Origin of the sequence: Dolichospermum sp. UHCC 0406 (genome assembly GCF_009712025.1) — a bacterium.
Taxonomy (GTDB): Bacteria; Cyanobacteriota; Cyanobacteriia; order Cyanobacteriales; family Nostocaceae; genus Dolichospermum; species Dolichospermum lemmermannii.
The window spans coordinates 45,751-58,865 of the sequence record NZ_VILA01000023.1 but is presented as its reverse complement, the minus strand read 5'-3'; the positions used below and the strand labels follow the sequence as shown (position 1 = coordinate 58,865).

Here is a 13,115-nt window from a genome sequence, read left to right as displayed (position 1 = left end):
GAATTTACCATCAAATTTTCTTCATACTCATTTATTGGCTTGATATTAACATGGTAATACTGCCCTTTTTATCTATTCATAGAAGTTACATTTTGTCAAAAAAAATTAGATGCGTTTCCCCTGATCCAGAAGGAGTTTGAAAAAAACAGTAGCAATGTTATATAATTGCGTAGTTTTGTCTAGATAATCTAGATTATTAATAGAGAAAACTGATTAATAATAATTTGCTTTTATTGTCCATGAATCTTGTGAATAAAACAGAAAAGACTTTTGCACTGACCACACCACTATACTATGTCAATGATGTCCCCCATATTGGCAGTGCTTATACAACTATAGCAGCGGATGTAGTAGCCAGATTTAATCGCTTGCAGGGGCATCAGGTGCTACTAATTACAGGTACAGATGAACATGGTCAAAAAATTCAGCGTTCAGCAGCGAGTTTAGGAAAACCACCACAGGATTTTTGTGATGAAATTGTCCCCAGTTTTGTCAGATTGTGGGATTTACTCGATATTCAATATGACCGCTTTAGTCGAACTACAGCACCCCGTCACCAAGCCATAGTTAAAGAATTCTTTCAGCGGGTTTGGGAAAATGGCGATATTTACCAAGGAGAACAAAAAGGTTGGTACTGCGTTTCCTGTGAAGAGTTTAAGGAAGAACGGGATTTACTCGCAGATAAACACTGTCCCATTCATACTAACAAACAAGTAGAGTGGCGAGATGAGCAGAACTATTTCTTCCGCTTGTCTAAATATCAAACTCAGTTGGAGGAATTTTATCAATCTCACCCAGATTTTATCCAACCTGTCAGCAGACGAAATGAAGTTTTCAATTTTGTCACCCAAGGTTTACAGGATTTTTCGATTTCGCGGGTAAATCTTGATTGGGGTTTTCCTGTACCTGTGGATTCTCAACATACATTATATGTATGGTTTGATGCTTTGCTAGGTTATGTTACAGCATTGTTAGAACCAGATGCAGAACCAACCTTAGCTAATGCTTTACAAACATGGTGGCCGATTAATCTGCACTTGATTGGTAAAGATATCTTACGCTTTCATGCTGTGTACTGGCCAGCAATGTTGATGTCAGCAGGTTTACCTTTACCAGACAGGGTATTTGGACATGGTTTTTTAACTAAAGATGGTCAAAAAATGGGCAAGACTTTAGGTAATACTCTTGATCCTATCGCTTTAGTGGAAAATTATGGTAGTGATGCCGTTCGTTATTACTTCCTTAAGGAAATCGAATTTGGGAAAGATGGCGATTTTAATGAAATTAGGTTCATTAATGTTTTGAATGCAGATTTAGCAAATGATTTAGGTAATTTGTTAAATCGGACTTTAAACATGGTGAAGAAATACTGCGCTAGTCAAGTACCGTCCATTAGCCATTCAGATATTCCATCGGAAAATCCTTTGAAAGCGATAGGGTTACAGTTGGGAGAAAAGGTGAAACAAGCATACACAGCATTAGCTTTCAATGAAGCCTGTCACTATGTTTTATCTCTGGTACAAGCCAGTAATAAATTTATAGATGATCAAGCCCCTTGGTCATTATATAAACAAGGTAAACAGGAGGAAGTGGAAGCGGTGCTATATGCGGTTCTGGAATCTGTAAGATTAGCAGCTTATCTTCTATCCCCAATTATTCCTAATATCAGCAGTGATATTTATCAGCAATTAGGCTGGGGGATCAATTTTAATGAACAAAAAGAAAGTGCAATTTTAGCTCCTTTTTGTACCCACTCAACCTGGGGAATATTATCCGATCAACAAATATTGGGAACACCAAAACCAGTTTTTAAACGGATAGAAACATCAAAATAAAAGATTAATTTTGGGAACTGCGAATTTCTTAAAAAACCAAAGAATTCGGGGCTATTAATTACATCTTAATAGTAGATCAAGGAAGTAAATAATCAAAACAGTTTTACTGATGATTGAAGATTCCTGATGTATTAGCCCCGGAGACTTATCATTAGCAACTCTAATAAGCAGATAGTTAGAAATTTCTATCATCACAGGGATAACAACACAAGGTATGACAATAATGTTGAACAATTTTGAAAACGACTCAATATTTACGCCAGAACAAGTTTTGGAAAATCGGGGTCGGGTGGCTATCTTTATTGATGGCTCAAACTTATTTTATGCGGCGCTTCAACTGGGAATCGAAATTGATTATACTAAGTTATTGTGCCGGTTAACTGGTGGATCAAGGCTGTTACGCGCTTTTTTCTACACAGGTGTAGATCGGACAAATGAGAAGCAACAGGGCTTTTTGTTATGGATGCGTCGCAATGGTTATCGAGTTATTGCTAAGGATTTGGTGCAATTACCAGATGGCTCTAAAAAAGCTAACTTAGATGTGGAAATAGCTGTTGATATGATGGCTTTGTGCGATTCCTATGATACCGCAGTTTTAGTCAGCGGTGACGGTGATTTGGCTTATGCTGTCAATTCTGTGAGCTATCGTGGTGTGAGGGTAGAGGTGGTGAGTTTGCGTTCTATGACTAGTGATAGTTTAATTAATGTGAGCGATCGCTATATTGATTTAGAAGCTATCAAAGAAGATATCCAAAAAACTCCCCGTCAAAGTTATCCATATCGGCCATTGTCTAGTATGGGCTTTTTAGACGATCATCGAGATAATCACAGACATTTAGAAGTTCCAGAATAATGCAATATGCACAAGGTAGGGAGAATAGAAGACAAGATGCAAAACATCAAAGGGGATCTAAAAATCATTCTCCCCACTTTTATTCATTTTTTGGGTTGCGATTACCAACTAATTTGTTTTATCTGCCTTTGATCTTGTGTTTAGGTTTATGCTTGTCTGCTTGCGGTAATCCATCACCAACTCAATCAAAAACTGATAATCCATCTCCAAAGGAGGATGACACTAAGTTAACTTTTTTCGGTGTGGCTTTAGAACAGTTTGATGAGGTAGGGAGACCAATTTGGAAAGTTAAAGCCAAAGAAGCAAAATACACTACAGATAAGCAAATTGGTGAGGCAGAAAGTCCTCAAGGAGAACTTTACCAAGATGGAAAAGTTGTCTACCAAATTAAAGCAGATAAGGCTGATATTAAGCAAGATGGTAAGCAACTTTTTCTTAAAGGTAAAATTGTAGCTACCGATCCCCGCAATGGGATTGTTTTCCAAGGTAATGAGTTAGAATGGCGACCTCAAGAAGATTTATTGATTGTTCGCAATCAGTTAAATGGTAGTCATAAACAATTACAAGCTGTAGCTCAAGAAGCAAAGATCAAAACTCGTGAACAACGGGTAGAATTTTCAGGGGGAGTATTCGCAAAATCCACAGATCCACAGTTGCAAATGCGAACTGATCATTTAATGTGGCATATTAAGGATGAGAAATTATTTAGCGATCGCCCAATCCAAATAGAAAGATATAAGGATAACAAAATCACTGGACGTGGTAACGGTAATGCCGCAGAAATTAATTTAAAAACTCAAATTGCCATTCTCCAACCACAGGCAAAATTAGAGTTATTAGATCCATTGATACAAATTATTAGTAACTCAATTACCTGGAATATTAAGAAAGAAAATATCACCACAAATTCTCCCATTCGGATATTCCAATCTGCTGAAAATGTCACTGTCACTGCTAATCAGGGACAAATGCAAATACCAGAAAATAAGGTATATCTCACTGGTAATGTGAATGCAGTTGGGCAACGTCGTCAGTCTTTAAAATCAAATCAACTTACTTGGTATTTAGATAAAAAATTGTTAGAAGCGCAGGGAAATATCGTTTATCGTCAAATTGAACCAAAATTAACTTTCCAAGGGGAAACAGCCGTCGGTAATTTAGAAACAGAAAATATTGTTGTCAAAGGTGGTAATTCTGGACGCAGAGTGGTAACAGAAATTATCCCCCAGGAAGGAAGGTAGGGGGAGTAGGGGGAGTAGGGGAGTAGGGGGAGTAGGGGGAGTAGGGGGAGTAGGGGAGAAATTATCTTCTTCTTCTCCCTTCTTCCTAACAACTGACAACTGTACGGGCGAAGCATTTGGAGAACTATTTTTGGCAATGACCGATAATTTATCTTCCAAATGCTTCGCCCCTACTGACAACTAGCTTTTATACAAAACTTCATTACGATTGGCTGCACCAAATTTTGGTAAAGAATTATCTAAATGAGGTGTGAGGGTAGCCGGAATATCAGTAGATACTTCTAATTCTTTTTCTAAATGTTGGAGAAGTTTATCTTGTTCAGTCCGAAAAGCTGATACATTTCCCCCACGATTGATAATTGTAAACCACACCAAACCGCGATCGCGTGTGGGGACAACTCCAGCTAAAGCACTAACATCATTGAGAGTACCGGTTTTCATCACAGTCGCTTTTGGCATATGTCGAGAATGTATTGTCCCTCGGTGGTCTAGTCCAGAGGTGGGAAATAAATCAGCCAAAGTCAACTGATAGGAACTAGCTTCCCGTTGCAATGCCATGAACATAGCACAAACACCTCTGGGAGAGATTCGATTTTCTTTCCCTAAACCAGAACCATTAATCAAGAGAATTTCTGACTTTGGGAATCTAGCAAGTTGGGATGCTGTGGTGCTAACTACATCTGCCCCTCCCACAGAATCGGCTAACATTTCCGCAATATCGTTATTACTAAAAACGTTCATTTCCTTAATGATTTTTTGCAAAGGTAAGGAAAGATGACGTACCAGTAAAGTTTGCCCAACTTTAGGTTGAAGCTCCACTTTAATATTACCAGCAATAATCACTTGGGGTTTAGGTGTTCCTTTGGGCATAATTGAGTATTGGAAAACCACAGAACGCGACCAAGTTTGGTGATTTAGTGCTTGTTTGAGTAATTGACCGGCAAGCAGGGGATGACGTTGGAAATTCATGGCAAAAGCCCCAGTAATTACCAGATTTCCCTTAACTTGCTTAATACCTATTTTATTCAGAGTATTTCCCAGAGCGATCGCTTCCTCCCCCACAAACATCGGATCACCACTACCAGTAATCACCAAATCACCCTGCACCACCCCATTTACTAACGGTCCAGTGCTACTAACTAAAGTCTCAAATTGGTGATTAGGTCCCCAAGCTTTAAAAGCTACCAACGAAGTAGCAACTTTAGTTAAGGAAGCAGCGGATAAAGGTACAGTCCCTTGATGATTAGCCATTAGCATTGGTCCCGACTGCAACCAAATCCCCTGAGAGGACATGAGAGTTTGGTCAATTAATTTTGATGTGATTAAACCCTTGAGATATTCTTGGACTGTAATAGCACCTGCTGGGCTGGGATCAGGGACAAGAATCAAGTTAGAGCTACCTTGCCAAGCCAAGACACTCAAGGCTTCTAAGGGTTGAATTGGCACCTTAGCCATTTCTAGCCATAGAGAAAACAAACCTGATCCTAATAATTCCAGCATATTTAAATTCCTGTATTGGTTAATTGGTAAGAGTTTTCTTTAAGTTCGTTAGCGTAAGCTATATTGTGAGACTATTTTTAACTTTTAATTCCCTCTTTTTCTAGCAACTTATACCAATATACGAGCCTGATTATATTTATCAGTATTGAGTCATAATAAAGTAATAATTCACCGAGTCAACAGAGTTAAGTTTCTCCCAAAATTATTACTTATGCAATACCTTGTCCATTTTTCGTAGGTTGGCTTAAGCGACAGCGCAACCCACCTGATCTGTTTGATTTAATGCTGATTGCTCTGCAACCCTAACGCGAACAACCCAACAAACCAAAAAAATGGCACAGGTATTCCCATAGTGCAAGTTTCATGTATTAGGAATAAAATATTTTGGCTAATTAATAACTTGGTATAGGTTACTTCCTTTCTGGATGTGCCAATTCCTCTGGAGTGGGAACACCCACCTGATTAATTACCCCAATCATTTGATATAAACGCCCTAAATCTCGTTGATTAAAATTTAAAACTAACCGAGGCAAATTAGATGTTTCATCTTGTTCTTCCTGTGGTAATGCTTGGCTTTTCACAATTTCACCTGTCAGCAAAATATCACGGAACTGAGTATTAAGTAATTCCACTTGAGCATCTGATAAATCTTCTTGCAACCGGATCACCAACTTGTCACCAACATAACGACTAGAATGATAAATTCGGTAAAATCCAGTAATAGCATTACAAGCAACTTCCAGATTATCTGTAATAGTGTACAAACTCGGATCATCTGGACTAACAAGCCCTGTTTTTACCAATTTCTCATCAATATATTGACTCCAAGAACGCCAATAATCACCCCCTGGTTGATCAATTAACACCAAAGGAACTGGACCAAATTTACCTGTTTGGCTCAATGTCATACATTCAAAAGCCTCATCTTGAGTGCCAAAACCACCAGGAAACAAAGCCACAGCATCACTTTCTTTCAGAAGAAATAACTTGCGAGTAAAGAAGTATTTAAAATTAATTAGTTTAGGATCACCTTCAATAATTGGGTTAGCTTGTTGCTCAAAAGGTAACTGAATATTTAAACCAAAGGAATTTTCCCTCCCAGCGCCTTCTTGACCAGCTTGCATAATCCCACCACCACCACCTGTCATAATCATAAATCCTAGCGCGGAAACAGCCCGACTAAATTGCAGAGCCATTTGATATGCTGGTGTATCTGGTGCTAGACGCGCTGAACCAAAAATAGTAATTTTCCGCACATGACGGTAGTTATAAAATAACTGGAAACCACATTCCATATCTGCTAAAGCAGCAGATAATATTTTCCAATCAAGACGTTCAATATCACTATCAGCAAGACGCAAAATTGTAGATAGGGACTGCTGAATAAATTGCCGATGTTTTAGTGTCGGTAAACGGTCTATTAATTCCGCAATATCCGCTTGAAGAGAATCTAATGAAGAAAAGGACGCTTCAGAGGTCATACTTACTGCCGCAATAATGGCATTATATTTTAACCAAAGTTGCTAATACAGTAAAGGGTAGGTCAACTAACAATAATTAAAAATCCCTAAAGGGCTGATGTAATATGCTTTTTGACGTTTGCCTCACCGTACTAGCAACTTACGTTATTTTACATGATACTTCCTATATTGACCGTAATTATTACAATACAGGCTTCTCAGTAACTAAGCTTTACTTGACTAACAATCACAACGGAAATGTCCGAAAGTGTTACTGAAACCAGGCTTTTTCTATTATTTAAGAAATATAGGCAAAGCAACATTTTCGTCCCTTGACACTCCCCGCGATAAATCGACGGGGATTCTTGGTTCAACGAGACCACTTAAACTAGGTTCCTTGCGTTACCTAGCGAGCGAGGTGGGACTCTCCCCAAGCGTTAACTTTGGGTATGCCCTACCCTAGTTGCATTGCTGCAAGTCCTGTTTAGTTTGAAACAAATAGTTCAAAAATCTGAGTCGTCACGCTCGGTATAAATCTTTTACCTACTGCTAGGAGGAAAACGTGAACAATGCAGTAGAACCGCATAGATTTAATTGTCAAGGTTCAGGTGTCTTTCGACGACAAGGTTTTTTAAGTGGTTGATTACCTTTCCACCATCATTAGTATAGTGTATTGGTACACTAATTAATTGAAAGCCGTCGGAGAACGACGGGGCTTTAAACCCAATTTTTCGGTAAATGAATAACTCAAGGAGAGTTTGTTGTCTATTGGGCTTCAAAGATACTTTTCCAAAGTGGTAGCTAAAGTGGTTTTAGGTACAGCACCGACAACCATATCTACCTTGTCTCCATCTTTGAAAATCATTAATGTAGGAATACTGCGAATACCGTACTGACTAGCAATATTCGGATTTTCATCAGTATTGACTTTCACAACCTTAATTTGTCCTTCGTACTGCTCGGCAATTTCTTCGACAACAGGAGCTACCATACGACATGGACCACACCAAGGGGCCCAAAAATCAACTAATACGGGAACTTCACTTTCGAGGACATCTACCTTAAAACTTGCATCTGTAACGTTTGTCGCTGCTGACATACCTAAAAACCTTTACATGAGATATTTCTGAGCTTGGTGAAAATTCTACCATAGCAAAAACATCCTCTTAGAGATAAAGGATATACATTTGCAAAAAAACTAGAAAACTAATGCAGACCATAAGGAACCGCCCGAACATTAGTCCGGGCGGAGTGTGGTGTGAGGAGTGAACGGAAACATTTGTCTCCGCCACCTCTATTGTAGGCTAGATATGTGATTTTTCCAGTCATTCTCAAAGTTGTTGTTAGTAGGGGCGAAGCATTTGGAAGATAAATTATCGGTCATTGCCAAAAATAGTTCTCCAAATGCTTCGCCCGTACAGTTGTTAGTTGTTAGTAGGGGCGAAGCATTTGGAAGATAAATTATCGGTCATTGCCAAAAATAGTTCTCCAAATGCTTCGCCCGTACAGTTGTTAGTTGTTAGTAGGGGCGAAGCATTTGGAAGATAAATTATCGGTCATTGCCAAAAATAGTTCTCCAAATGCTTCGCCCGTACAGTTGTCAGTTGTTAGTAGGGGCGAAGCATTTGGAAGATAAATTATCGGTCATTGCCAAAAATAGTTCTCCAAATGCTTCGCCCGTACAGTTGTCCGTTGTCCGTTGTGATGACCCACTGACCACTGACCACTCGACCACTGACCACTGACACGAATGAGTTATTTACCCATACCTAACTGTTGGGCTTTTTGGTAAACCTTACCTTCGGTCAGTAGAGAAGGAGCAATGACAACTTCAACTTGCTGCATTTCCTTAATGTTTTTAGCGCCTAAAGTTCCCATACTGGTCTTTAAAGCTCCTAAAAGATTATGAGTACCATCATCCAAGCCGGCTGGACCTGTGAGTATTTGTTCTAGAGTTCCAGTTGTACCTACGCGAATCCGAGTCCCTCGCGGTAATATCGGGCTGGGAGTTGCCATACCCCAGTGATAACCACGCCCAGGGGCTTGGGCGGCTCTGGCAAATGGAGAGCCAATCATCACAGCGTCAGCACCACAGGCGATACATTTACAGATGTCTCCCCCGGTGATTAAACCACCGTCAGCGATGATAGGGATATATTTCCCAGTTTCCCGATAATAATCGTCTCTAGCGGCCGTACAATCAGCGATCGCAGTGGCTTGAGGTACGCCCACGCCCAACACTCCACGAGAAGTACAAGCAGCACCGGGTCCAATACCTACCAATACCGCTGCTGCACCAGCTTTCATCAACTCTAAGGTGACTTGATATGTAACGCAATTTCCTAATGCCACAGGGATGGGCATAGAACGACAAAACTCCGCTAAATCAAGGGGAGTGATAGATTCTGGCGATAGGTGATTAGTAGAAACTACTGTAGCTTGGATAAAAAATAAATCTGCTCCAGCTTTAGCTACAATTTCACCATATTTGCTTGCCCCGGCTGGAGTTGTGCTAACTGCCGCAATACCGCCTTGTTGTTTAATTTCCTGAATACGTTTTTCAATTAATTCCGGCTTTATTGGTTCAGCATACAATTCTTGCATCAGACTGACAAATTCTTCTTTGCCGACGGAGGCAATCCGATCTAAAATCGGTTCGGGGTCAGCATAGCGAGTTTGGATACCCTCTAAATTAATTACTCCCAATGCCCCCAATTGGGACAAGCGAACAGCCGTTTTTACATCAACGACACCATCCATTGCACTGGCAATAATGGGGATTTCTCGCTCAATATTGCCAATTGTCCACTTGGTATCAGTTAAACTCGGATCGAGAGTTCTGTTACCAGGGACTAAAGCAATTTCATCAATTCCATAGGCTCGACGCGCCACTTTTCCCCGCCCAAGTTGAATTTCCACGCTTTAACTTCTCTCAAAACTGTTTAAGCTAGGGTATCAAATTGTGGTGATATTGGGAATTGGGAACAATTGAAAATTTTTGATTTTTCATTCTGTTCTCATGTATTAGGGTTTATTTTTATTAGCATAATTAGCACCTGTATAACCTGTGGCTACCCAAATAACTGCCCTAGCACCATCCCTAAGAGATTTTTCAATCGGTTCTGGTGAATTTGCGGAAGGAACTGATAGGGGTTTAAAATTCATGCCTCGACTACCTAAAACAATTTCACCAACGATGCAAGCACGACGCATATGAAAGTCAGATGTAATTAAATAAACACTTTTGATGCCACGAGATTGTAATTCATCCACTGTAGTAGTAAAATTAGTAACCGTGTCTACAGCTTCATAGTCCAAGTTTAAACGCCGGGGATCAATTCCTGCATTAGCAAATATTTTTTTAGTATGCTGAGGTGGACTGCCCCCAGAAATCCAAATGGGTATATTGGGATATTGGTGGGCTAATTTGGCTGTAAACTTTTCTCTTTCTAGTAAGCGGGTAGAACCGCCTAAAACTAATATTGCTTGTGGTTGTACAAATTGGTTTTGTACTGCCTTGCACCCCCACCAGATGAATAAGGGGAGGAGACAAGCCATAACCCTCACAGATTTCCCTGTCAAAAGTAGCTTATTCAAGGCTCTATAGGTATGTCTATTCGGACTAGAGTTTTCTTTAAAAATCAGCACAATAACGCACAGGGATGATGGTTAGTATAAGTTTTTGCGAACTATATCTAGAAAAAAGTTGGTAACGTTGCAATCATTGAATCTACATTGCTGTAATTTCTGCCATATCCTAAACTATCTGAGAAAATTAATCAAAGGTGTCTCACCACTCATTGACAACATAATTTTTAGATTTACTATAAGACCTAACACGCCTAAGAATTTTAATTAGTGTAACTGCTTGCTATATGTGACAATGATTTATTTGTTTTCACAAGCATAATTTTCAATTCTTAATGAATACAATTAGGAAAGAATACATAAATCTTTATATTTACCTTCGAGGCGATCGCTTTTGCTAGTAATATTAAGGAATATGAATTAAATAAAGTGCAAAAGTAGGGTGTGTTAGCGACAGCGTAACGCACCATTTCAGGTTAAGTCAGAATTGCAGGTTATTAAATTTGCGTTCCTAAGGGACTTCCAGGAAATAAATTATCCCAATAAATAAATGAACAAACGAACCACAGAGGCACAGAGAACACAGAGAGAGAAGAAATAGGGAGGGTTTTTGCGTTAGTTTTGGGACATTTTTTTATTTGGAAGTCTCTAAGTGGCTAGTACCGCAGGGCGGAAGTCAAAAGTCAAAAGTCAAAAGTCAAAACTAATATACAGTAAGCTTTTTGGCGATTGAATATGGTTGCTTTATTTACGCCGTGATGTACTAGTTAGAGACTTCCAAGAAATAAATTATCCTAAGAAACGAACCACAGAGGCACAGAGTACACAGAGAGAGAATTTCTGCATCAGTTTTGGGACATTTTTTTATTTGGAAGTCTCTTAGGTAAATTGTCAGAAATGGCTATAGCTTGCGTGACGACGCAGGAGTTATACGCCACGCTGCGCTATCAGGATGTACAGGATTAAAGGATGAACAGGATCAAAACAGAAATTTTATGAGCCATTGGCGGAAATTATCATGATAGAATTTGTAGGTGGTTGAGTCAAAAATAGTTTCTATTTGCAAGAACTCTAACCAATTTTCTAATAATTCTTCAATATCATATTCATCAGTATTTAGGAAATTGGCAATATCTGTAACTGATATGGGTTGTGTTGTCTGGGATAAAACTTGCAACACTGCTAGGGGAAAATCTTGATGTTGAGAACCCAGCATTTTTTCTAAATGTTGTTGGTAATAGGTTTCTAATGGTGGTGGAAATGATGTTCCTATTTGGGAAGGTTGGGGATAAAAATTATTAGTAATAGCAGCTAAAATTTGACTAACATACATAAAATTATTTTCGCTGCGGTTGGTTAAGTTAGTTATAAATTCTGCTTCATTTATTTGGTGGCTATTTAACCAGGATTTGATTGACCTCTCCCCCAACCCCTCTCCTGCGAGGAGAGGGGAGTTAGACAAGTTTTTTTCCTCTATTTCTGTAATAGGAGAAGGGGAGTTAGAAGCATCTTGTTCCCCCATTCCCTCGTAGGGAAGGGGGGTGAGGGGGGTTAGGTTTCTCCTAATATAATTTTGAATATCCTGTTTATTTTCCTGTGGATAATCTTCTAAATGCAAACTTTGCACCGGTGCTTCAATTAATAAACCGGAATTACTGGATAAAAACGGACGACGGGTAAGGAGAAAATAAATCCCTTGGGGAATGTAGCGGGGAAGATAAAAAATATTTGTTCCTGGTGGTTGTAATTGGGAATTAATGCAATTTAAACTATCAATAGCAATAATTAATTTTTGATTGGGTTGCAAATTGTCGCTGATTTGTTGGAGAAGTAAGGATAAAAACCAACTTCCCTCTGTTGCGTTGTCGGGTAAATTTGGCAGAGATATTTGATCAAATGTGGCGATAATTTGAAAACATATATATTTGAGAAATTCTTCAGCCTGATTTTTCCCCTCTAACTCCGCATTGTAATAAATTACCTGGCGATTTTCTGGGGGATTGTTTTGATTAATATATTGAGCAATAATTGCACTTTTACCGCTACCGGGTAGACCGATAATTGTGAAATAACCCCGGTTGTAGCGATTGAGAAAATTATTAATAGCAGTAAACACGAAATCACGACCCAGAAAATTCGCGCTTTTTTGGTGAATTATTGCTGCAAATTCTTGGTGATTAACTATGGAATTATTCATAGTTGGTGGTCTGGGTGTGGAGTTCATAATTTCATTCTCCCTGATTTTCCAACTTTAAAAAATGCACCCTTCCCGCAGCGTCACCCGCAACAATTGTTAACCCATCTGGTGTAACTGCACAGGAATAAAATGGACTATCACCAATAAAAGTAGCTATTTCCTCCCCTGTCTCTAAATTCCACACCTTCACAGTATTGTCATAAGAACCAGAAATCACCCATTTTTCGTCTGCTGTCACTGCTACTGCGTGTACCGAATCACTATGACCTGAGAGAGTGAACTGTTCCTCCCCAGTCTCTAAATTCCACACCTTCACAGTATTGTCATAAGAACCAGAAATCACCCGTTTTCCGTCTGCTGTCACTGCTACTGCTCGTACATAACTACTATGACCTGAGAGAGTGGACTGTTCCTCCCCTGTCTCTAAATTCCACACCTTCA

Annotated in this window: 12 protein-coding genes; 4 read left to right on the top strand and 8 right to left on the bottom strand. The window is 39.3% G+C overall.

The features are described from left to right. Window positions 1-239: 239 nt before the first annotated feature. From metG to lptC, 3 genes are all read left to right on the top strand, one after another. Window positions 240-1,835 (top strand): methionine--tRNA ligase, encoded by a 1,596-nt coding sequence (gene metG, locus FJR09_RS19730; protein WP_168650626.1) that lies wholly within the window; start codon window positions 240-242, stop codon window positions 1,833-1,835. A 223-nt stretch (window positions 1,836-2,058) separates the two neighbouring features. Continuing rightward, on the top strand, window positions 2,059-2,688 hold the full coding sequence (locus tag FJR09_RS19725) for an NYN domain-containing protein (protein WP_041457738.1): 630 nt from the start codon (window positions 2,059-2,061) through the stop codon (window positions 2,686-2,688). Continuing rightward, window positions 2,688-3,929: an LPS export ABC transporter periplasmic protein LptC gene (gene lptC / locus FJR09_RS19720; protein ID WP_174782866.1), complete on the top strand. Its 1,242-nt coding sequence runs from the start codon at window positions 2,688-2,690 to the stop codon at window positions 3,927-3,929. Before FJR09_RS19725 ends, lptC begins: the two co-directional genes overlap by 1 nt. Here the strand turns inward: lptC and FJR09_RS19715 are convergent. From FJR09_RS19715 to trxA, 4 genes are all read right to left on the bottom strand, one after another. Next, complete coding sequence (locus FJR09_RS19715; RefSeq protein ID WP_168654164.1) at window positions 3,846-4,109, bottom strand: hypothetical protein; 264 nt, start codon at window positions 4,107-4,109, stop codon at window positions 3,846-3,848. The genes lptC and FJR09_RS19715 overlap by 84 nt on opposite strands. Beyond that, window positions 4,110-5,429: a D-alanyl-D-alanine carboxypeptidase gene (locus FJR09_RS19710; RefSeq protein WP_015079068.1), complete on the bottom strand. Its 1,320-nt coding sequence runs from the start codon at window positions 5,427-5,429 to the stop codon at window positions 4,110-4,112. Between the two features lie 410 nt (window positions 5,430-5,839). Then, complete coding sequence (locus FJR09_RS19705; RefSeq protein ID WP_168652597.1) at window positions 5,840-6,910, bottom strand: LOG family protein; 1,071 nt, start codon at window positions 6,908-6,910, stop codon at window positions 5,840-5,842. A 754-nt stretch (window positions 6,911-7,664) separates the two neighbouring features. After that, window positions 7,665-7,988 (bottom strand): thioredoxin, encoded by a 324-nt coding sequence (gene trxA / locus FJR09_RS19700; protein ID WP_015079070.1) that lies wholly within the window; start codon window positions 7,986-7,988, stop codon window positions 7,665-7,667. Window positions 7,989-8,469: 481 nt separating this feature from the next. Between trxA and FJR09_RS19690 the strand changes: the two genes are divergently transcribed. Continuing rightward, entirely contained in the window at window positions 8,470-8,634 is a 165-nt protein-coding gene (locus FJR09_RS19690; protein WP_235081958.1) for a hypothetical protein, read from the top strand. A 10-nt stretch (window positions 8,635-8,644) separates the two neighbouring features. On the opposite strand, the gene FJR09_RS19685 is transcribed toward FJR09_RS19690, so the two are convergent. The 4 genes from FJR09_RS19685 to FJR09_RS19670 all read right to left on the bottom strand — a co-directional run. Beyond that, the gene (locus FJR09_RS19685; RefSeq protein ID WP_015079071.1) at window positions 8,645-9,808 is read right to left on the bottom strand and encodes a GuaB3 family IMP dehydrogenase-related protein; all 1,164 of its coding nucleotides are present in this window, start codon (window positions 9,806-9,808) and stop codon (window positions 8,645-8,647) included. Window positions 9,809-9,913: 105 nt separating this feature from the next. Next, window positions 9,914-10,447, bottom strand: a complete 534-nt coding sequence (locus tag FJR09_RS19680) for a YdcF family protein (RefSeq protein ID WP_015079072.1) — start codon at window positions 10,445-10,447, stop codon at window positions 9,914-9,916. 1,009 nt (window positions 10,448-11,456) lie between these two features. After that, window positions 11,457-12,701 (bottom strand): ATP-binding protein, encoded by a 1,245-nt coding sequence (locus FJR09_RS19675; RefSeq protein WP_168652815.1) that lies wholly within the window; start codon window positions 12,699-12,701, stop codon window positions 11,457-11,459. A gap of 4 nt (window positions 12,702-12,705) precedes the next feature. Next, the coding region (locus tag FJR09_RS19670; protein ID WP_371725642.1) for a WD40 repeat domain-containing protein at window positions 12,706-13,115 on the bottom strand (410 nt) is incomplete at its 5' end.

Excerpts from the sequence above, each read along its gene's own strand:
- metG (WP_168650626.1), top strand. The coding sequence starts at position 240 with ATGAATCTTGTGAATAAAACAGAAAAGACTTTTGCACTGACCACACCA.
- FJR09_RS19725 (WP_041457738.1), top strand. The coding sequence starts at position 2,059 with ATGTTGAACAATTTTGAAAACGACTCAATATTTACGCCAGAACAAGTT.
- lptC (WP_174782866.1), top strand. The coding sequence starts at position 2,688 with ATGCAATATGCACAAGGTAGGGAGAATAGAAGACAAGATGCAAAACAT.
- FJR09_RS19710 (WP_015079068.1), bottom strand. The coding sequence starts at position 5,429 with ATGCTGGAATTATTAGGATCAGGTTTGTTTTCTCTATGGCTAGAAATG.
- FJR09_RS19705 (WP_168652597.1), bottom strand. The coding sequence starts at position 6,910 with ATGACCTCTGAAGCGTCCTTTTCTTCATTAGATTCTCTTCAAGCGGAT.
- trxA (WP_015079070.1), bottom strand. The coding sequence starts at position 7,988 with ATGTCAGCAGCGACAAACGTTACAGATGCAAGTTTTAAGGTAGATGTC.
- FJR09_RS19690 (WP_235081958.1), top strand. The coding sequence starts at position 8,470 with ATGCTTCGCCCGTACAGTTGTCAGTTGTTAGTAGGGGCGAAGCATTTG.
- FJR09_RS19680 (WP_015079072.1), bottom strand. The coding sequence starts at position 10,447 with ATGGCTTGTCTCCTCCCCTTATTCATCTGGTGGGGGTGCAAGGCAGTA.
- FJR09_RS19675 (WP_168652815.1), bottom strand. The coding sequence starts at position 12,701 with ATGAACTCCACACCCAGACCACCAACTATGAATAATTCCATAGTTAAT.